This window comes from Streptomyces sp. NPDC020801, assembly GCF_044334385.1.
GTDB lineage: Bacteria > Actinomycetota > Actinomycetes > Streptomycetales > Streptomycetaceae > Streptomyces.
On the sequence record NZ_JBIRST010000007.1, the window covers coordinates 23,936 to 42,972 of the forward strand.

At 69.8% G+C, this 19,037-nt stretch carries 15 protein-coding genes, 2 tRNA genes and 1 pseudogene; 6 read left to right on the top strand and 12 right to left on the bottom strand.

What is annotated here, in order from left to right; genetic code table 11:
- Positions 1 to 98: 98 nt before the first annotated feature.
- Positions 99 to 1,079, top strand: coding sequence for a hypothetical protein (locus tag ACH4UM_RS16225; RefSeq protein ID WP_398178739.1), 981 nt, complete (start codon positions 99 to 101; stop codon positions 1,077 to 1,079).
- Between the two features lie 67 nt (positions 1,080 to 1,146).
- Here the strand turns inward: ACH4UM_RS16225 and clpX are convergent, their stop codons facing one another.
- The 5 genes from clpX to ACH4UM_RS16250 all read right to left on the bottom strand — a co-directional run bounded on the left by clpX (position 1,147) and on the right by ACH4UM_RS16250 (position 6,056).
- Entirely contained in the window at positions 1,147 to 2,433 is a 1,287-nt protein-coding gene (gene clpX, locus ACH4UM_RS16230) for an ATP-dependent Clp protease ATP-binding subunit ClpX (protein ID WP_398178742.1), read from the bottom strand.
- Positions 2,434 to 2,593: 160 nt separating this feature from the next.
- On the bottom strand, positions 2,594 to 3,295 hold the full coding sequence (locus tag ACH4UM_RS16235) for an ATP-dependent Clp protease proteolytic subunit (RefSeq protein WP_398178745.1): 702 nt from the start codon (positions 3,293 to 3,295) through the stop codon (positions 2,594 to 2,596).
- A 132-nt stretch (positions 3,296 to 3,427) separates the two neighbouring features.
- Entirely contained in the window at positions 3,428 to 4,033 is a 606-nt protein-coding gene (locus tag ACH4UM_RS16240; protein WP_398179575.1) for an ATP-dependent Clp protease proteolytic subunit, read from the bottom strand.
- Positions 4,034 to 4,361: 328 nt separating this feature from the next.
- The gene (gene tig / locus ACH4UM_RS16245) at positions 4,362 to 5,777 is read right to left on the bottom strand and encodes a trigger factor (RefSeq protein WP_398178748.1); all 1,416 of its coding nucleotides are present in this window, start codon (positions 5,775 to 5,777) and stop codon (positions 4,362 to 4,364) included.
- A gap of 202 nt (positions 5,778 to 5,979) precedes the next feature.
- Positions 5,980 to 6,056 (bottom strand) — tRNA-Pro (locus tag ACH4UM_RS16250).
- Positions 6,057 to 6,423: 367 nt separating this feature from the next.
- Between ACH4UM_RS16250 and ACH4UM_RS16255 the strand changes: the two genes are divergently transcribed.
- Positions 6,424 to 6,494 (top strand) — tRNA-Gly (locus ACH4UM_RS16255).
- Between the two features lie 118 nt (positions 6,495 to 6,612).
- Positions 6,613 to 6,741: pseudogene (locus tag ACH4UM_RS16260) on the top strand (GntR family transcriptional regulator); the annotation flags it as partial.
- 129 nt (positions 6,742 to 6,870) lie between these two features.
- Here the strand turns inward: ACH4UM_RS16260 and ACH4UM_RS16265 are convergent.
- The gene (locus tag ACH4UM_RS16265; protein WP_398178751.1) at positions 6,871 to 7,572 is read right to left on the bottom strand and encodes a hypothetical protein; all 702 of its coding nucleotides are present in this window, start codon (positions 7,570 to 7,572) and stop codon (positions 6,871 to 6,873) included.
- Positions 7,573 to 8,123: 551 nt separating this feature from the next.
- Complete coding sequence (locus tag ACH4UM_RS16270) at positions 8,124 to 8,318, bottom strand: hypothetical protein (protein WP_398178753.1); 195 nt, start codon at positions 8,316 to 8,318, stop codon at positions 8,124 to 8,126.
- A gap of 512 nt (positions 8,319 to 8,830) precedes the next feature.
- Here ACH4UM_RS16270 and ACH4UM_RS16275 point away from each other — a divergent pair.
- The gene (locus ACH4UM_RS16275; protein WP_398178756.1) at positions 8,831 to 10,033 is read left to right on the top strand and encodes an acyltransferase family protein; all 1,203 of its coding nucleotides are present in this window, start codon (positions 8,831 to 8,833) and stop codon (positions 10,031 to 10,033) included.
- Here ACH4UM_RS16275 and ACH4UM_RS16280 read toward each other — a convergent pair.
- Both ACH4UM_RS16280 and ACH4UM_RS16285 read right to left on the bottom strand, forming a co-directional pair.
- Positions 10,030 to 10,527: an HD domain-containing protein gene (locus ACH4UM_RS16280; protein ID WP_398179578.1), complete on the bottom strand. Its 498-nt coding sequence runs from the start codon at positions 10,525 to 10,527 to the stop codon at positions 10,030 to 10,032. The genes ACH4UM_RS16275 and ACH4UM_RS16280 overlap by 4 nt on opposite strands.
- A 213-nt stretch (positions 10,528 to 10,740) precedes the next feature.
- Positions 10,741 to 11,919, bottom strand: coding sequence for a PP2C family protein-serine/threonine phosphatase (locus tag ACH4UM_RS16285; RefSeq protein ID WP_398178758.1), 1,179 nt, complete (start codon positions 11,917 to 11,919; stop codon positions 10,741 to 10,743).
- A 162-nt stretch (positions 11,920 to 12,081) separates the two neighbouring features.
- On the opposite strand from ACH4UM_RS16285, the gene ACH4UM_RS16290 reads away from it, so the two are divergent.
- Positions 12,082 to 13,323, top strand: a complete 1,242-nt coding sequence (locus tag ACH4UM_RS16290) for a GNAT family N-acetyltransferase (RefSeq protein WP_398178760.1) — start codon at positions 12,082 to 12,084, stop codon at positions 13,321 to 13,323.
- A gap of 45 nt (positions 13,324 to 13,368) precedes the next feature.
- Here ACH4UM_RS16290 and ACH4UM_RS16295 read toward each other — a convergent pair whose 3' ends face one another.
- Positions 13,369 to 14,178, bottom strand: a complete 810-nt coding sequence (locus ACH4UM_RS16295; protein WP_398178763.1) for an Fpg/Nei family DNA glycosylase — start codon at positions 14,176 to 14,178, stop codon at positions 13,369 to 13,371.
- 237 nt (positions 14,179 to 14,415) lie between these two features.
- Positions 14,416 to 14,901 carry a ribose-5-phosphate isomerase gene (locus ACH4UM_RS16300; protein ID WP_398178766.1) on the bottom strand — a complete coding sequence of 162 codons (486 nt, stop codon included), beginning with the start codon at positions 14,899 to 14,901 and terminating at the stop codon, positions 14,416 to 14,418.
- Positions 14,902 to 15,117: 216 nt separating this feature from the next.
- On the opposite strand from ACH4UM_RS16300, the gene ACH4UM_RS16305 reads away from it, so the two are divergent.
- Positions 15,118 to 16,614, top strand: coding sequence for an amino acid permease (locus tag ACH4UM_RS16305; protein WP_398178768.1), 1,497 nt, complete (start codon positions 15,118 to 15,120; stop codon positions 16,612 to 16,614).
- Between the two features lie 166 nt (positions 16,615 to 16,780).
- On the opposite strand, the gene ACH4UM_RS16310 is transcribed toward ACH4UM_RS16305, so the two are convergent.
- A complete protein-coding gene (locus ACH4UM_RS16310; protein ID WP_398178771.1) occupies positions 16,781 to 18,892 on the bottom strand; it encodes a serine/threonine-protein kinase in 2,112 nt (703 codons plus the stop codon).
- Positions 18,893 to 19,037: the final 145 nt, after the last annotated feature.

Here is a 19,037-nt window from a genome sequence, read left to right on the forward strand (position 1 = left end):
GCATTTGTTGTGTAACGGTGGGGCCCCCGATGCCGTGCGCCGACCGTGCCTGCGCCAGGATGTCGTGAACACATAAGCATCTGGAGGGGAACCCCGTAATGAGCTACAACCAGCCGGGCCCGTACGGCGGGCAGCCCCAGCAGCCCGGACCGTACGGTCAGCCGGGACAGCCTGGGCCGTACGGCCAGCCGCCCCAGGCACCCCAGCCCGGCTACGGCTACCCCCAGCAGACTCCCCCCGCCCAGCCGCAGCCCGGCTACGGCTACCCGCAGCAGCCCCCGCAGGGCGTCCCGCCCCAGCCGAGCCCCTACGGCCAGCAGCAGCCGCCGTACGGCCAGCCTCCCTACGGCCAGCAGCCCTACGGCGCCGTCCCGCAGCCCCCGGCCCCGGGCGGCGGCAAGAAGAAGACGGGCCTGATCATCGGCGCGGTGGCGGTCGTCGCGGCGATCGCGGTGGGCGCGTACTTCGTCCTCTCGGGCAGCGGCAGCAGCTCGGTGGCGGACGACGGCCCGCACAAGCTGATCACTCCGGCGACGGTGATCAACGGGACGTACAAGAAGTCGAACAGCAGCGGCTCGGACTCCATGAGCGACAGCGACCTGGCGGACTTCAAGAAGTGGGGCGTGAAGGACCCCAAGGACGTCGGCGCCGGATACGTGAACGGCACGGGCCTGACCGCCAAGAACCTTTCCTTCCGCGGTGTCTACGGGACGATCGACGACCCCGAGGCGGTCGTGGACGCCATGTTCGCCAAGCTGAAGTCGCAGTCCGAGAAGGACCCGGGCAGCGGCAAGACCAAGGGCAAGCTGCTCGGCAGCCCTGAGACGGTCCACCCGTCGGGCTTCAACGGCATCATGAAGTGCCAGGTGGCCCAGATCGACAGCACCGACCCCTCGTCCACCGGCGCGAGTGCCGCGAAGTCCATCAAGATGCCGCTGTGCGTCTGGGGTGACCACAGCACCGTCGTGGACGTCACGGCGTTCAGCCTGGCCGGCCTGGCCGGCGGCGACGGAGGCACCACCGAACAGACGGCCGACCTCGCGGCCAAGCTCCGCAACGACGTGCGCGTCAAGGCCTGACGCCCTGCACGCCGAAGGGGCCCCGGTCGGTCGACCGGGGCCCCTTCGCATGCGTGCGGGACGGTGATTACGCCGTCTTCTGCTCGCCCGGGCCCCGGCCCCGTGCGTCCCTCGGGATCAGGGTCGGGTTGACGTTGGAGTGGACGACGTCCGCGGTGATGACGACGCGGGCCACGTCCTTGCGGGACGGGACCTCGTACATCACCGACATCAGGACCTCCTCCATGATGGCGCGCAGGCCGCGGGCGCCGGTCTGGCGGAGGATGGCCTGGTCGGCGATGGCCTCCAGGGCCTCGCGCTCGAAGTCCAGCTCGACGCCGTCGAGTTCGAACAGGCGCTGGTACTGCTTCACCAGGGCGTTGCGCGGCTCGACGAGGATCTTCAGCAGCGCCTCGCGGTCGAGGTTGTGGACCGAGGTGATGACCGGCAGCCGGCCGATGAACTCGGGGATCATGCCGAACTTGACCAGGTCCTCGGGCATGACGTCCTCGAACTGGTCCTTGGCCTCCAGCTCCCGCTTGGACCGGATCGTCGCGCCGAAGCCGATGCCCTTGGCGCCGGCGCGGCCCTCGATGATCTTCTCCAGGCCCGCGAAGGCGCCGCCCACGATGAACAGGACGTTCGTCGTGTCGATCTGGATGAACTCCTGGTGCGGGTGCTTGCGGCCGCCCTGGGGCGGGACGGAGGCCGTGGTGCCCTCGAGGATCTTCAGCAGCGCCTGCTGGACACCCTCGCCGGACACGTCACGGGTGATCGACGGGTTCTCGCTCTTGCGGGCCACCTTGTCGATCTCGTCGATGTAGATGATCCCGGTCTCGGCCTTCTTGACGTCGTAGTCGGCCGCCTGGATCAGCTTCAGGAGGATGTTCTCGACGTCCTCGCCGACGTATCCCGCCTCCGTGAGCGCGGTGGCGTCGGCGATGGCGAACGGGACGTTCAGCATCCGGGCCAGGGTCTGGGCCAGCAGGGTCTTGCCGGAGCCCGTGGGGCCGAGCAGCAGGATGTTGGACTTGGCGAGCTCGATGGCGTCCTCGCGGCCCTGGCCGCCGCCGTTCTCACCGGCCTGAACCCGCTTGTAGTGGTTGTACACCGCAACGGACAGCGACTTCTTCGCGGCCTCCTGGCCGACGACGTACCCGTCGAGGAACTCGTAGATCTCGCGGGGCTTGGGCAGTTCCTCCCAGCGCACCTCGCTGGTCTCCGCGAGCTCCTCCTCGATGATCTCGTTGCAGAGGTCGATGCACTCGTCGCAGATGTACACACCGGGCCCTGCGATGAGCTTCTTGACCTGCTTCTGGCTCTTGCCGCAGAACGAGCACTTGAGCAGATCGCCGCCGTCACCGATGCGTGCCACGGTGTGCTTCCCCTTCGCCTGGGAGACGCCTGGATCCAGCGGCTCCTGGTGCTGCCTTATGTCGACGGTACCTTGCCGGGCCCCCCGTTCGGGCCCCCCTTGGCACGGTTCACTTCGACGTGGCCCGTGCCAAGGAGCGGCAGACGATACAGCGTCCGCGTCAGCGGACCGACGCGTTGTTCATCTTCCGGGTGGAAATGATCTGGTCGATCAGCCCGTACGACAGCGCCTCCTCGGCCGTGAGGATCTTGTCGCGCTCGATGTCCTCACGGATCTTCTCGATCGGCGTAGTGGAGTGCTTGGCCAGCATCTCCTCCAGCTGCGCACGCATCCGGAGGATCTCGTTGGCGGCGATCTCCAGGTCGGAGACCTGACCGCGGCCGGTCTCACTGTAGGGCTGGTGGATCAGCACGCGCGCGTTCGGCAGCGCCATGCGCTTGCCCGGCGTGCCGGCGGCCAGCAGGATGGCGGCGGCGGAGGCCGCCTGGCCCATGCACACCGTCTGGATGTCGGGCTTCACGAACTGCATCGTGTCGTAGATGGCCGTCAGCGCCGTGAAGGAGCCGCCGGGGCTGTTGATGTAGACCGAGATGTCCCGGTCGGGGTCCATCGACTCCAGGCACAGCAGCTGCGCCATGACGTCGTTGGCGGAGGCGTCGTCGATCTGGACGCCGAGGAAGATCACGCGCTCCTCGAAGAGCTTCGCGTACGGGTCGTACTCGCGGATGCCCTGGGAGGTGCGCTCCACGAAGCGCGGGATGACGTAGCGGGACTCGGCCGTGGGGCCGGTGTACTCGGCCGTGGGGGCGGTGTACTCGGCGCGCGTACGGTCGTAGAGGCCGCTGCCGGGGAAGTCGTTCACGGTGTCTCCTGGAAAGGGGCTGGGCGGTCGGCTGGGGGGCTGGCTGGGGCTGCGCGGAGGCGCCTCGGCGGCATTCTGCGGGGCGGACGCTCCGCGGGAGCGTCAGGGGCCGTGTGGGGTCCCTGAAGCGGCTCAGGCCCCGGTGCCGCCGCCGCCCGGCATGCCGGCGGCCGAATCCATGACGTCGTCGATGAGGCCGTACTCCTTGGCCTCGTGGGCGTCGAACCAGCGGTCGCGGTCGGAGTCGCGGGTGATCTGCTCGACCGTCTGGCCGGTGTGGAAGGCGGTGAGCTCGGCCATGCGCTTCTTGGTGTGCAGCAGCCGCTCGGCGTGGATCTTGATGTCCGAGGCCGAGCCGGCCAGGCCGGCGGAGGGCTGGTGGATCAGGATCTCGGCGTTCGGCAGCGCGAAGCGCTTGCCGGGGGTGCCCGCGCTGAGCAGGAACTGGCCCATCGAGGCGGCGAGGCCCATGGCGATGGTCACCACGTCGTTCTTGATGTACTGCATGGTGTCGTAGATCGCCATGCCGGCCGTGATCGAGCCGCCGGGGCTGTTGATGTACAGGTAGATGTCCTTGTCCGGGTCGGCGGCAAGGAGCAGCAGCTGTGCGGTGATCTTGTTCGCGATGTCGTCGTCGACCGGCTGGCCGAGGAAGATGATCCGCTCGTTGAGCAGCCGGTTGTAGACCTGGTCGCCGAGGCCACCACCGATGGAAGGCTCGCCGGCGGCGGAGGGCATCAGATTCGTCACGTATCCACCTGCTCGTCTTACGACGGCGCCGGGCCGTCTCACGTGTTCTGCCGGGGCGCGGGGCCGTCCCGGCCGTATTCGGGGACTCCCCTGCCCTCGTATTCATGGACCCTAACGCGCGGGTCCCTTCGGGGAATCCCGCAGACGGGAGTGTTCGCCGGGGGCGTAGCGCCGTCGGGCCCGGGGACCGTGGATGTATGCGGATCGTGTGTGGCCGGGCGCGCGGTTCCCGGTGCCTCCCGGGGACGCCGATGGGCCCTGGGGTCAGACGCTCCCAGGGCCCATCGTACGTACGTCTGAGGAAGACGCGCGGGGATCAGGCCTCGTCGGCCTTCTCGCCCTCGCCCTCGCCCTTGGCCTCGGCCTCGGCGACGGCGTCCGTGGCCGCGGCCTCGGTGGCCTCGTCCTCGGTGGCCTCGTCCTCGTCGTCCAGGTCGACGATCTCGCCGTTGGTGTCCTTCACGGTCGCGGCCTCGACCACGACGGCCAGGGCCTTGCCGCGGGCGACCTCGCCGACCAGCAGCGGAACCTGGTTCTGCTGGACGACCGCCTGGGCGAACTGGTCGGGGGACATGCCGGAGGAGGCCGCACGCCGCATGAGGTGCTCGGTGAGCTCCTCCTGGTTGACGTTGAGCTTCTCCTTGTTGACGAGCTCGTCCAGCACGAACTGGGTCTTGATGCCCTTGACCGCGGCCTCGCGGGTCTCGGTGTCGAACTCCTCGGCGGTCTTGCCCTGGATCTCCAGGTACTTGTCGAGGGTGAGGCCCATCTGCCCGAGCTGGTGGTGCTCGAGGTTGTGCTTACGGGTGTTGATCTCGTCCTCGAGCAGCTTCTCGGGGACCGGGACCTCGACCAGCTCGAGCAGCTTGTCCAGGACACGCTCCTGGGCCTGCGTGGCCTGGTCGTACTGCTTCATGTCCTCCAGGCGCTTGCGGCTGTCCGCCCTGAGCTCCTCGAGGGTGTCGAACTCGGAGGCGAGCTGCGCGAACTCGTCGTCGAGCTCGGGCAGTTCGCGGGCGGCGACCTGGGTGACCTTGACGGTGACCTCGGCCTCCCTGCCGGCGGCGGAGCCGCCCTTGAGCTCGGAGGTGAAGGTGGCCTCGCCACCGGCCTCCAGGCCCTTGACGGCGTCGTCGATGCCGTCCAGGAGCTCGCCGGAGCCGATGGTGTAGGAGACGCCGTTCGCCACGCCGTCCTCGAGGACCTCGCCGTCGACCTTGGCCTGCAGGTCGATGGTGACGACGTCGCCGTCCTCGGCGGCGCGCTCGACCGGGGAGGTGGAGGCGAAGCGCTCGCGCAGCTGCTCGACCGCCTTCTCGACGTCCTCGTCGGTCACCTCGACCGCGTCGACCTCGACCTCGATGCCGGAGTAGTCCGGGATCTCGATGGTCGGGCGGATGTCGACCTCGGCGGTGAAGTTCAGCGTCTCGCCGTCCTTCAGCTCCGTGATGTCGACCTCGGGCTGGCCCAGCGGGTTCAGCTCCGCCTCGTTGACCGCCTCGGTGTAGAACTTCGGGAGCGCGTCGTTGACGGCCTCCTCCAGAACCGCACCGCGGCCGAACCGCTGGTCGATGACGCGGGCCGGGATCTTGCCCTTGCGGAAGCCCTTCACCGTGACCTGCTGGTTGATCTTCTTGTACGCCGCGTCGAGGCTGTCCTTGAGCTCCTCGAAGGGCACCTCGACAGTGAGCCGAACCCGAGTCGGGTTCAGGGTCTCCACGGCGCTCTTCACGGTTCGGTCTCCTTGTGGCTGACTTCTTGGATTTCGCCGGAGCCAGAGGGCTGTCCGGCGGATTCGCCGCCCGAAGGAGTTCGTAGGCCCAGGGGGCCGGACACACGGGCGCGCAGCTTGCATAGTAACCGCAGCCGCTCAACGCCCCAAAAGGGCGATCATGCGGGATCACGCGAGGTGGCGCCGACCGGCGGCCGGCGGGTGGTCGGGGTGGCGGGATTTGAACCCACGGCCTTCCGCTCCCAAAGCGGACGCGCTACCAAGCTGCGCCACACCCCGTCTGGTGCGACACGTAGGGTACATGCCCGCAGCCAGCACGGCTGCCGCATTTCACCACCACGGGCCCGAGTCTCGGCGCACCGGTGCGTCCCGGAGCGCACCCGGGCGCGCACCCCTTACATCTCACGCCCGCGCACGCGGGCACCCGCGAGCACCGCGGCGCGCACTCCCGATGACCCGATGGGGGGAGGCAACCGAGCCTCGGCCGCTCCGGGACGGATGGCGAAGTGCACGGGCGAGCGTGTGATCTCGGCCTGCGCATACGTCCCGCGCAGGCGCCGGGCGGAATGGGGTGTGCGGTGACGGCGGGTGACCCGCTACGATGCTGTGTGTGCCGCGGTCGCCCGATCTGCGGCGCGCATTGTGTGCGGGCGTAGCTCAATGGTAGAGCCCCAGTCTTCCAAACTGGCTACGCGGGTTCGATTCCCGTCGCCCGCTCTGTACGACTCAGGGCCAGGTCAGAGGATCATTCCTCCGCCTGGCTCTGGTCGTTTCCTGGGGTTCCGTTCAGTCCGGCGTGTCCCCGGCGTGCCCCTCGCGGTTCCGCCGGCTGCAGCTCTCCATGGGCACCCCCGTGATCATGATTTGCCGTACGGCATTCGCGGACCAGGGGCGCCCCGTCGAGGTCAACGAGATGACCCTCGACTCCGCCGCGTACGTCCTGGAGTACGACTTCGACGCCTGATCAACCGGCCCATGTTTCATCCGGTAACGGCTGCACCTTGCCCCCTCCGAGGGGGCGCCGTCGCCGACCGTGGGTCCGTCGTGGCGGACGCTGGGGAGGATGGTGGTGAGGTGCTCGGGAAGCGGAACCCTAGTCGGGCTGTGCAGCGCCCATCCGCTGGAGTTGGCGCAGCATCGCGACCTGACGCGCTCTGTCGGGTGCAGATTTGTCGGCGATCAGGATCGTGTCGCGACACCCCGAGCGCTCGAAGAAGTGGATTTTCGCTCCCAACAGGGACCCCCAAAGGCCGGGCACACTTCGCCAGTCGCCACGAACCGCCTGCTCGGCTGTCATCACGATCTGTGTCTCAGGGTCCCGACGCACTAGGCGGGCCGGTGCGGCGCTGCGAAAGTCAAGGCCGCTGGTGAGCCCGGATATGTCCAGGGCCCAGTCACCATCACAGATCAGCTCGACCCAGTGTTCACCATTGGCTCGCTGGTACCGCGGCCACAGATTGGCGGCCGAGATGCCCAGCTTCGGAAGCAGGCTGATGTTGGCGAAGTGACCGCGTAGCACCACCCGGCGGTAAACACAGCCGAATACCCGCATATGGTCGTCCTCGGGGCCGGCCAGGCCATCGATGAGGACGTCCTCCAACAGCGCCCCTTCCAGGATGCAATCGCGCACCGTGCAACCACGCAAGGTGAGGTTGCGGAAGACTGGCCGCTGAGCGGGATCCTCAACCGCTCGGACCTTTCCGCCGAACAGTTCGTAACCATCGAGCTCACGGCCCTCGACCCGCGTGCCGGGCCCGGAGCGGAGAGCCCCCGTGCTTCCTGGCAGTTGCTTCATCAGCCTTCTCTCGCCTCTACTAGCATCCGAGAGCATCTTGGCAAGAGCGCATACAGCGGCCAACAGCAGGCCTTGAAGCCAAGACGGCGCCACTGATCACGCAAGCGCCACTGGCAAGCCAGCGGGACGGGAACACAACGCACGTGCCCCCCACGTGCCCGATCGGATGGCGAACAGCGGGGAGCAACGGGGAGCGTGCGGCAAGTTGCCCACAAACGCGCAGGTCGCCCTCTTGCCAGGTCAGCACCCAGCTTCACAACCGATCTTCCGAACTGGCTGCGCGAGTTCGATTCCCGTCGCCCGCTCTTTACGTCGAAGGCCCAGGCGAGAGGTTGTTTCTCCGCTCTGGGTCTTCGGTGTTTCCGGGGGGACCAGTCGCCACGGCCGGAGGTTCCCGGCCGGAAGTTCCCACGGCCGGACGCTCCCACCGCCGCACACACCCGCGGCTGCCGTGCCTGTGGCCACACATCCCGCGCGCCGGGCGGCGCAGGGTGGCAGCGCGGCAGGGCCCCGCCGGCCGAGCCCGGGGTCCGGTGTCGCTGCCGCGGCGGTCAGAAGCTGATCGAGTTGATCGTTTCCGCTATCGAGTTCAGGAAGCGGTTGATCGACGGGGCCATGCCGGTGGAGGCGAGGAAGAAGCCGAAGAGCACGGCGACGATGGCCGGCCCGGCCTTGATGGATCCCCCTCGGAGCAACACCACCAGGATGATCGCCAACAGCAGCACCACTGACAGTGAAATGGCCACAACTGATCACACCCTAGGTCGGTCCGCTCTCCCGGCCCGGGAGCGCCAACCCCGCGCACCCCCGCTGGAACCATCGTGCCACCAACCCGGCTCGCCTATGCCGTGGCTGACGCATCATCGGTCACGACCGTGCCACAACTCGTGGCCGGGGCGGCCCCGCCAGGGGTGGGACGTGTGGGTCGTACGCCGCCACGTGTGGCCGTCGCACGGGAATTCGACAGTGGGCGTCGCCGTGGCGCCACGGTCAATTCCGAGCCATCGTTTCCATGTCCACACATCACGTTCGCAGCTAATTCGAATTGTTGTCGCAGACAAGACGCCATGCACCAACTGGTCAGGATGTATCCGGACATTGAGGGTGCATATGGTGTGACCAAACGGCATGCGCGATGTGTCGACCGTCACCCATCCGATCACGTCATGGTCGTCAAATCCCGGGTATCCGCAGCCAATAACCAGGACTGACGTCGGGGGTTTCACGGAATCCCACAGTCAACGCTAGGGTGCCTCAAATGTTCCACGCTGCCTCGTCCCCCGGCCAGAACAGAACGCCGCTCCCGCCGGCACAGTCGCCGGCACCGGGAGCGCCGAGCCCTGGCAGATCCGGCGGGGGCCCTGGCAGGTCCGGCGAGTCGGGAAGGCAGCGCGACCCGTTCTTCGACAACGCCAAGTACCTGGCGATCGTGTTGGTGGCCATGGGCCACTCCTGGGCACCGATCAAGGGCGACAGCCGGTTCCTGGAAGCCGCGTACAACGTCGTGTACACCTTCCACATGCCGGCGTTCATCATCATCTCCGGCTTCTTCTCCCGCAATTTCGACCTGCGCCCGGACCGGCTCAAGCGGCTGATCACCGGCGTCGTCGTGCCGTATGTCGTCTTCGAGACGGCGTATTCACTCTTCCGGATCTTCGTCGGCGGCTCCTCCGACCGGCAGATCAGCCTTCTCACCCCCTGGTACCTGACCTGGTTCCTGTGCGCCCTGTTCATCTGGCGGCTGACCGCCCCCATCTGGAGGCTGGTGCGGTGGCCGCTGCCCATCGCACTGGGCATCGCGGTGCTCGCGTCGGTGTCACCGGGAATGGGTGACGATCTGGACCTCCAGCGCGTCCTGCAGTTCCTGCCCTGCTTCGTGCTGGGCCTGTGCATGAAGCCCGAGCACTTCCATCTGGTGCGCCGCCGCTCGGTGCGCATCCTGTCGGTGCCGGTGTTCGCGGCGGCGCTGGCCGTCGGCTGGTGGAGCGCGCCGCGCCTGGACCTCGCCTGGTTCTACCGGCAGAGCGCCGCTCAGGACCTGGGCGACCCCTGGTGGACCGGGCCGGTCATGGTGCTGGCGATGTTCGGCTGCGCGCTGCTGCTGAGCGCCTGCTTCTTCGCCTGGGTACCGGGCCGGCGCACCTGGTTCACGGCGCTCGGCGCGGGCACGCTGTACGGCTATCTGCTGCACGGTTTCGTGGTCAAGACCGTGCTGTACACGGGCTGGTTCGAGCCGGCCTGGCTGCACCGCCCGCTCGGCGCGGCCCTGGTCACCGCCCTCGCGGCGGCGGCCGTCACCCTGCTGTGCACACGGCCGGTGCAACGCGTCTTCCGGTTCGCCATGGAACCGAGGATGGAATGGGCCTTCCGGCCGCAGGACGACGCGGTCGCACCGGCCGCCACCCGCGAGCACGAGGGCTCCACGGTCCGCACGGCCGAGTTCGAGAAGGTCGGCGCCTAACCCAGGGGACCCGGCCCGCCGGGTCCCGCATCCGTGAGACCGAGAAGTGCGCGCATCCGTGCGTACTTCTCGGTCAGTCGTGCGCGGGTCGCCGCGTCCAGGACCGCCAGGCGGCCCGGGTCGGCGTTGTGCGCGAGGTCCGCCTCCTTCACCAGCAGCGCGCCGGGCGTGGCGAGGATGCGCCGCGCGTACGCCGCCGGGTCCTCGCCCGCCCGCTTGGTGACCGCGAGCACGATGTCCTTCGTCCGGCGGCTCAGCCCCGCCTCGCACAGCCAACGCCCGGAGAGGGCGGCGTCCTCCACGGAGTCGTGCAGCCAGGCCGCCGCGATCTGGTCGGTGTCGCCGCCCCGGGCGCGTACGCCCTCGGCGACGGCCTGAAGATGCCCGGCGTAGGGGCGGCCCGCCTTGTCGGTCTGGCCGGCGTGCGCGGCGCGGGCCACGGACTCGACCTCGGCCAGGGTCAGCGGGCGCTCGTGCGGAAGCGGGTGCGGGATCGGGAGCGGGAGCGGGTGCTGCCGGCGCGGGGGCGCCGGGGGCGGTGTCTCGGTCACCTGTTCAGTGTCTCCCGGGGCACCGAGCGGCTTCCGGCCACCCGCCCGGTGTGGCCAGCATGCCCGAACCGGCCTGCGTGGACGAACCGGCCGGTCCGGCCGGCGTGCACAAACCGGCCGGTCCGGCCGGTCCGGCCGGTGGATCGCCCCCGGCCGTCAGCGGATCGCCTGGGCCGTCGGGCCCTCGCGGCAGATCAGCAGGAGCGCGCGGTCGTCGTTGACGTCCTTGGCGACCGCCTCGATCAGATGCCAGGCTGCGCCGTGGAAGCCGCCGGCGACGTAGCGGTCGGCCTCGCCGGTGAGGCGGTCGAGGCCCTCGACGATGTCCCGGTCGGCCGTCTCCACCAGGCCGTCGGTGAACAGCATCAGCACGTCGCCGGAGCGCAGGGAGCCCTTGACGGGGTCGAACTGGGCGCCGTCGTACACACCGAGGAGTGGGCCCTCGGCGGCCTTCTCCTCCCAGCGGCCGCTGCCCGCGCTGAGCTGCAGGCCGGGCGGATGCCCGGCGGAGTACAACTCGTAGTCGCCGGAGTCCAGGTCCAGCACCAGGTGGATGGAGGTCGCGAAGCCCTCATCCCAGTCCTGGCGCAGGAGGTAGCCGTTGGCCGCCGGGAGGAACGCGTGCGGGGGCAGGCTGCCCAGCAGACCGCCGAAGGCGCCGGACAGCAGCAGCGCCCGGGATCCGGCGTCCATGCCCTTGCCCGACACGTCCGTGAGGACGACCTCCAGGGTGCGGCCGCCGTTGGTGCGGGCCGCGACCACGAAGTCGCCGGAGAAGGACTGGCCGCCGGCCGGGCGCAGCGCCATCTCGTGGTGCCACCCGCCCGGCAGCTGCGGCAACTTGCTCTGCACACGGATGCGTTCGCGCAGGTCGAACAGCATGGTGCCGCCGCGCCGCCAGGGCACGCCGACGCGGCTTCGGAACTGGGCGATCAGCAGGCCGAAGAAGCCGCATGCCGCGACCACCAGCACCACGCCCGGGGTCACCCGGGACGGGCCCTCGGTGTACGGCCCGAGCCGCACCGACTCCACGATCAGTGCCGTGGCCCCCGCCGCGTACAGGCCGAGCAGGCTCGCCGGGCGCAGCAGCAGGCCGCCCGCGACGATGGGCAGCACGAGCGCGACCGGCGAGAACCAGACCGAGTTGGCGAGGGTCAGCGCCGCGATCAGCGGGATGGTCAGCAGCAGTCCGCCGAGCGCGATCCAGTCCGAACCGTCCCCGCGGAAGTAGTCGACGGCGGCCCGGCGCACGCCTACGCGCACCCGGTGCCACTGCATCTTCAACCGGGCCGTGAACGTCTCGGCTTCCGCGCGCCGCCTAAGTCCTGCTGCCATTAGTTCGGGACCCTATCCATCAGACCTGCTGCCTGGCACGGGAGGTCCCACTTGTCCCCCTTCCGAGGCTCGACTTCACAGTGAACTTCACAGAGAGCCACCGCGCTGCCACCCCGGCGAAATTCGCTCGCCCGTCCCCCACCGCCCTGGTAGGCATGGCTCATGGCGACTGACCTTGCGACCGGACCGAGGGTGCTGCGGCGCGACGAGTGGGACACGTGGTACGACAACCTGGTCCGCGCCTTCGGCGGAGGGCCGGCGTCGCCCGAGGAACGGGAACTGGACCGCTCGTTGACGGAATTCGACCGGTCTCTGGTGGTCCGGGACGGGGACGTGTGCGTGGGGACGGCCGGGGCGTTCAGCTTCCTGATGACCGTGCCCGGCGGTGCCCCGGTGCCCGCGGCCGGCGTCACGATGGTCAGCGTGGCCGCCACGCACCGGCGGCGCGGCGTGCTGACGTCGATGATGCGGCGGCAGTTGGACGACGTGCGCTCCTGGGGCGAGCCGCTGGCGGTGCTGACCGCCTCCGAGCCCGCGATCTACGGCCGGTTCGGGTACGGCGCGGCGACCTTCCAACTCGGAGCCGAGATCGACACGAGCCGGGTGACGCTGTCGGTACCGGCCGGCACCGACGACGTACGCCTGAGGTATGCGGCGCCCGCCGATGTGCTCGGCGCGTGCGAGGCGGTGTACGCACGGCTGGTGCCCGCACGGCCCGGGATGCTGGCCCGGCGGGCGGGCTGGGAGCGGGCGGGTCTGCTCGACCCGGAGAGCGAGCGGGACGGCGCGTCACCGCTGCAGTGCGTGGTCGCCGAGCGGGACGGCGAGGTCACGGGGTACGCCCGCTACCGCACCAGGATCGGCTGGGGCGTCGGCGGGCACGACGGCACGGTGCTGCTGGACGACCTCGCCGCGCTGGACCCGGCGACCGACGCGGCGCTGTGGCGGTTCCTCTTCGACATCGACCTGATGACGAATCTGACCGTGCGCGGGCGGCCGGTGGACGACGCCTGGCAGTACCTGGTGTCCGACATCCGGCGCGCCCGGCCGCGGCTGCGCGACGCGTGCTACGTACGGCTCGTCGACGTCGGGGCGGCGCTGGCCGCGCGGACCTACCAGGCGCCGGTGGACGTGGTGTTCGAGCTGGAGGACGCGTTCTGCCCCTGGAACCAGGGGCGTTGGCGGCTGAGCGGGGACGCGAAGGGGGCGTCCTGCGAGCGTACGTCCGACGCGGCCGATCTGGCCCTGTCCGTAAGGGAGTTGGGCGCGGCGTACCTCGGCGGTGTGCCGTTGGCCGCGCTGGCGGCGGCCGGGCGGATACGGGAGCTGCGGCGGGGGGCGCTGGCGGAGGCGTCGGTGGGGTTCGGGTCGGCGGTGGCGCCCTGGCTGCCGCACGGCTTCTAGTGCTCCGGTCTCAGCACCGGGGGCCGCTGTCCGGCGGCCCCGGCCTCAGCGCTTCTGGCAGGTGGGGCACCAGAAGAGATTGCGGGCGGCCAGGTCGGCGGTACGGATCCCGGTGGCGCAGATGTGGCAGGGCAGGGTGGCCCGCCGGTAGACGTAGACCTCGCCGCCGTGGTCGTCGACGCGGGGCGGGCGGCCCATCGCCTCGGGGGTGTGCTCGGGGCGGACGGTGTCGATGCGGTTGTTGCGGACGCCCTCGTGCATGAGCTCGACGAGGTCGGTCCAGATGGCGTCCCACTCGGCCGGGGTGAGGTCCCTGCCGGGGCGGTAGGGGTCGATGCGGTGCCGGAAGAGGACCTCGGCGCGGTAGACGTTGCCCACGCCCGCGATGACCTTCTGGTCCATGAGGAGCGCGGCGATCGTCGTACGGCTGCGGCGGATACGGGCGCAGGCGGTGGCCGGGTCGGCGTCGGGGCGCAGCGGGTCGGGGCCGAGGCGGGCGTGTATGGCGTTCTTCTCGGCCTCGGTGATCAGTGCGCAGGTGGTGGGGCCGCGGAGGTCGACGTACGCGCTCTCGTCGGCGAGGCGGAGGCGGACGGTGTCCGTGGGCGGGGGTGCGGGGGCACCGCCGAAGGTGACCTTGCCGAAGAGGCCGAGGTGGATGTGGACCCAGTCGCTGTCGCGGAAGCGGAGGAAGAGGTGCTTGCCGTGGGCCTCGGTGCCGGTGAGCTCCGCGCCGGTGAGGAGGTCGGCGGCGTCGGAGAACTTGCCCTGGGGGCTGGTGACGCGTACGGGGCCGCGTGAGAAGCGGGCGGCGTAGTCCTGCGCGAGGCGGTGGATCGTGTGCCCCTCTGGCACGGTGCCGTGTCCTTTCCTGCCGCCCGGGGCTCCGCCCCGGACCCCGTCCTTCCCAGCCGCCCACCCGTCTCGGTGGGGGAAGCGTCACCCAGCTCCGGGGCTCCGCCCCGGACCCCGGCGGGGGCTCCGGCCCCCTGCACCCCCGGCAGGGAGCCCCGTCACCACCGGCACGAAGTCCCGCCACCGCCGGCACGGGTCTCCGTCGCCGTCGGACACGAAGCCCCGTGGCGGGTTGCCCTACTGCTGCGGGTGGTGTGCCGGGATCGGGGGGAGGTCGCCCGTCGTCTCGTAGGCCGAGAGCATGTCGATACGGCGGATGTGGCGCTCGTCGCCGGAGAACGGGGTACCGAGGAAGGTCTCGACGAACTTCGTCGCCTCCTCGACCGTGTGCATGCGCGCACCCACCGCGACGACGTTCGCGTTGTTGTGCTGCCGGCCGAGCGACGCGGTCTCCTCGCTCCAGGCGAGGGCCGCGCGCACGCCCTTGACCTTGTTCGCCGCGATCTGCTCGCCGTTGCCGGAGCCGCCGATCACGATGCCGAGGGAGTCGGGGTCGCCGGCCGTGCGCTCCGCGGCGCGCAGGCAGAAGGGCGGGTAGTCGTCCTGGGCGTCGTAGATGTGCGGCCCGCAGTCGACGGGCTCGTGACCCGCCGCCTTGAGCCACTCGACGAGGTGGTTCTTGAGTTCGAAGCCCGCATGGTCCGAGCCGAGATACACGCGCATGGTCCGAGTGTGACACGGCACAGGGCGGGCGGACGCGCCGGGTGGCGCCCTACCACTCCTCGTCAAAAACTGTGAGCAACACTACAAACCTCAAGAGAACCTCAAGTAACGATTGCGTTTCGAAGGTTCACGAATTCCGTTGCCTCCGATTCACTGGACCGGCTCGTACACCGCTCGTACGAGTAACCGCTCACCCGGCGCAAAGGAATTCCGTCCATGACCTCGCAGCCGACCCTGCCAAAGGCTGGAAGCGGCCACACAAGCCCCGAAGAACACGGTTCCGGGCTTAAGGCCGGACTCAAGAACCGTCACCTGACGATGATCGCGATCGGTGGTGTCATCGGTGCGGGACTGTTCGTCGGTTCCAGCTCCGGTATCGCCACCGCCGGCCCCGGCATCCTCCTGTCGTACGCCCTCGTCGGCACCCTCGTCGTCCTCGTGATGCGCATGCTCGGCGAGATGTCCGCCGCCAACCCGACCTCCGGCTCCTTCTCCGCGCACGCCGACCGCGCGCTCGGCAGCTGGGCCGGGTTCTCCATCGGCTGGCTCTACTGGTTCTTCTGGGTCGTCGTGCTGGCCGTGGAGGCCACCGCCGGCGCCAAGATCCTCGAGGGCTGGATCCCCGCCGTTCCCCAGTGGGGCTGGGCGCTCATCGTGATGGTGGTGCTCACCGCCACCAACCTCGTCTCCGTCGGCTCCTACGGCGAGTTCGAGTTCTGGTTCGCCGGTATCAAGGTCGTGGCGATCGGCGCGTTCATCGTCGTCGGCGCGCTGGCGATCTTCGGCGTGCTGCCCGGTGCGCACAGCGACAAGGCGGGCTTCGGCAACCTCACCGACCACGGCGGCTTCCTGCCGCACGGGCCCGGCGCCATTCTCACCGGTGTGCTGCTCGTCGTCTTCTCTTTCATGGGCAGCGAGATCGCGACCCTGGCCGCCGGCGAGTCGGAGGACCCGCAGCGGGCCGTCACCAAGTCGACCAACAGCATCATCTGGCGTATCGGCGTCTTCTACCTCGGCTCGATCCTCGTCGTCGTCACCCTGCTCCCCTGGAACGACAAGTCGATCAGCGACAAGGGCTCGTACGTCGCCGCCCTGGACTCCCTGGGCATCGCGCACGCCGGTCAGATCATGAACTTCATCGTGCTGACCTCGGTGCTGTCCTGCCTCAACTCCGGTCTGTACACGGCCTCCCGCATGGCCTTCTCGCTCGGCGCGCGCGGCGACGCGCCCAAGGCGTTCGCGCGGACCACCAGCCGCGGTGTGCCGATGACCGCCATCGTCGTGTCGGTGGTCTTCGGCTTCGTCGCCGTGTTCTTCAACTACAAGTTCCCGGACTCCGTCTTCCTCTTCCTCGTCAACTCCTCCGGTGCGGTCGCCCTGTTCGTCTGGCTGGTGATCTGCTTCTCGCAGCTGCGCATGCGCAAGATCATCCAGCGTGAGGCGCCGGAGAAGCTGGTCGTGAAGATGTGGCTGTACCCGTACCTGACCTGGGCGACGGCCGCGTTCATCGTCTTCGTCCTCGGCTACATGCTGACCGACACCGAGGGCGAGAGCAGCGGGCGCACGACCGTGCTGCTGTCGGTGCTGGTCGCGGCGATCGTGGTGGCGATCGCCGTCGTCAAGCAGAAGCTCGGCGGCGGCCGGGCCACGGCCGAGTCCGAGGCCGGGCCCGTGACGCAGGCCGCCGGGACGGAGAAGATCTCGGCCGGCTGACGCGAGCACCGGAAACCATCCGCGAGGGAGCCCTTCGGGGCTCCCTTCGCCTTTCCCCGCTCCTTCTTCCTTCTTCTCCTGCTTCTCGCTTCTCGCTTCTCGCTCTTCTTCTCCCGCTGTCGCTCTTCTTCTCCTGCTGTCGCTCCTTCTCCCGCTTCTGCTGCGGTCACAGCACCGTGAAGCTGTCCTTGACCCTCCCGTAGGTCGTCAGCGCCTGCGGTTCCACGTCCGGCTGGTACCAGGTGTTGATCTGGTACGACTTGCCGTCCGCGTCGAAGCCGAGCAACTGGGCGTGCCACGGGATGCCCTTGAGAGTGAACGTGTACTCCCAGATCACCGCCGGGTGGCCGTGGAAGGTCGTCCGTGCCAGGCGGATCTTGCGGTAGTCCTGGCCCTGGTGGGCGTTCTGCTCCGAGGTGCGCCAGGTCTCCATCAGGTCGCCGCGGGCCAGAGAGGACTTGGCTGCCAGCTCCTGCGTGCCGTCCGGCGCGGTGTAGTGCACCTCGGCGCCCGTCTTCACGTCCCGCCGCCACCCCTTCGGCGTCGCCCACGCGAACCCGCCCGCCTCCCAGTGCGCGCCCGGCGGCAGGCTGGGCGGCCGCGACGTGCCCTCGACGGTGGGTGAGGGTGACGGGGAGGACAGGGACGACGGCGAAGACGGCGAAGACGGCGAAGACGGCGAAGACGGCGAAGACGGCGAAGACGGCGAAGACGGCGACGGGTCCGACGGCGACGACCCGGACGAAGCGGAGGATGCCGAGGATGCCGAGGATGCCGAGGATGCCGAGGATGCGGACGGCTGGGTGCTACCCGCCGCGTCGTTCCGCGCCCCGCCGTTGTCCGGCAGGGCCAGTACGACCCCGAGTACGGTCCCGGCGACGACCGCCCCCGCGGCGATGACCAGCCCGGCCCGGCGACGCCTCCTGCCGTGCGGCCCGAGGGGCGCCGCCATGGCCGCCCCCAGCACACCTGGCACACCTGGCACACCTGGCACACCTGGCACACCTGGCACACCTGGCACACCTGCCCCTGGTGGCCCTCCGACGGTCTGCCCCGGCCGTGTGCCGGGCACGCTGTGTCGCCCGGTCACCGCCCGCGTCGGCGGTACGCCGGCCGGGTGCTGCGCGGGCGGAGCCGGGCTCCGCGCGGTCCCGGGAGGAGCAGGGGCCCCGGGAGCTGTGAGATCCGGGTGGGCGGCGGCCGAGGCGGCCGGGCCGCTCGTCGCCGCGCCGGACGGCGGCACCACCGTTGGCGGCGGCTGAAGCGGCACCGGCGTCGGCCACTCCCTGGGCGCCCACGGGAAAGCCGGGGTCGGCGGGATCGGCGGGATGGCCGGGTTCCCCGGGCTGCCCTGCCCGGGTTCCGTCCCCGGCAACCGTGCTGGCTGCCCCACCTCCCCGCTGCCGCCACCGTGCCCGCGCCCGTCCCTTTCCCTGGCGCCGTCTCCGTCCCCTTCCCCTTCCCTGGCGCCGTCCCCGTCCCCGTCCCCGTCTCCGTCCCCGGCCACGGCCACGGTGGGCGTGGGTTCCGGATACGCCACCGGGCGCAGGGCGGCCTCCAGGTCGTCCAGGCCCGGCCGGAACGCCGGCTCCTTCACCAGCAGGGCCGCCAGCGTCTCGTTCAACGGACCTGCGCTGTGGGGAAGTTGAGGCTCATCGTGCAGCACCGCGTGCAGGGTCGCCAAGGTCGTGTCGCGGGAGAAGGGGGAACGGCCTCCCAGGGCCGCGCACAGCGTCGCGCCGAGGGACCACACGTCGGACGGCGGGCCCTGCGGACGGCCGGAGATGCGTTCGGGGGCCATGTAGTCGGGGGAGCCGACCAGCATGCCGACCATGGTGAGCGCCTTGGCGTCCTGGATCGCGGCGATGCCGAAGTCGGTGAGGACGACACGCCGCCCGCCGCTCTCCACCAGCACGTTGCCCGGCTTGATGTCCCGGTGCAGCACCCCCCTCGCGTGCACCTGACGCAGCGCCGCCACCAGTCCGAGTCCGATGCGGGCCGTCTCCCGTGGGCCCAGTGGGCCCTCCCGCACCATGATCTGCTCAAGGGAACGGCCGGACACCAACTCCATGACGATCCACAGCCGTTCACCCTCGTCCACCACGTCGTAGACGCGGACGACATTGGGGTGGTCGATGCGGGCCGTGGCCCTGGCCTCGCGCAGGGTGCGTTCGCGGCGGGTGCGCGTGTCCTCCGGATCGAGGCCGTCGATCCGCATTTCCTTGACCGCGACCTGCCGGTCGAGTATTTCGTCGGCGGCTCGCCACACCCGCCCCATTCCCCCCTGACCAATACTTTCGACCAATCGGTAGCGTCCCGTCACCAGTAACCCCGGAACACCGCCACTCATCGAATTCCCCGGCAATTCGCTGCACCCCCTCAACGACGCCCCGCCCTGTCCCGATGGGAACACAATGGTCACA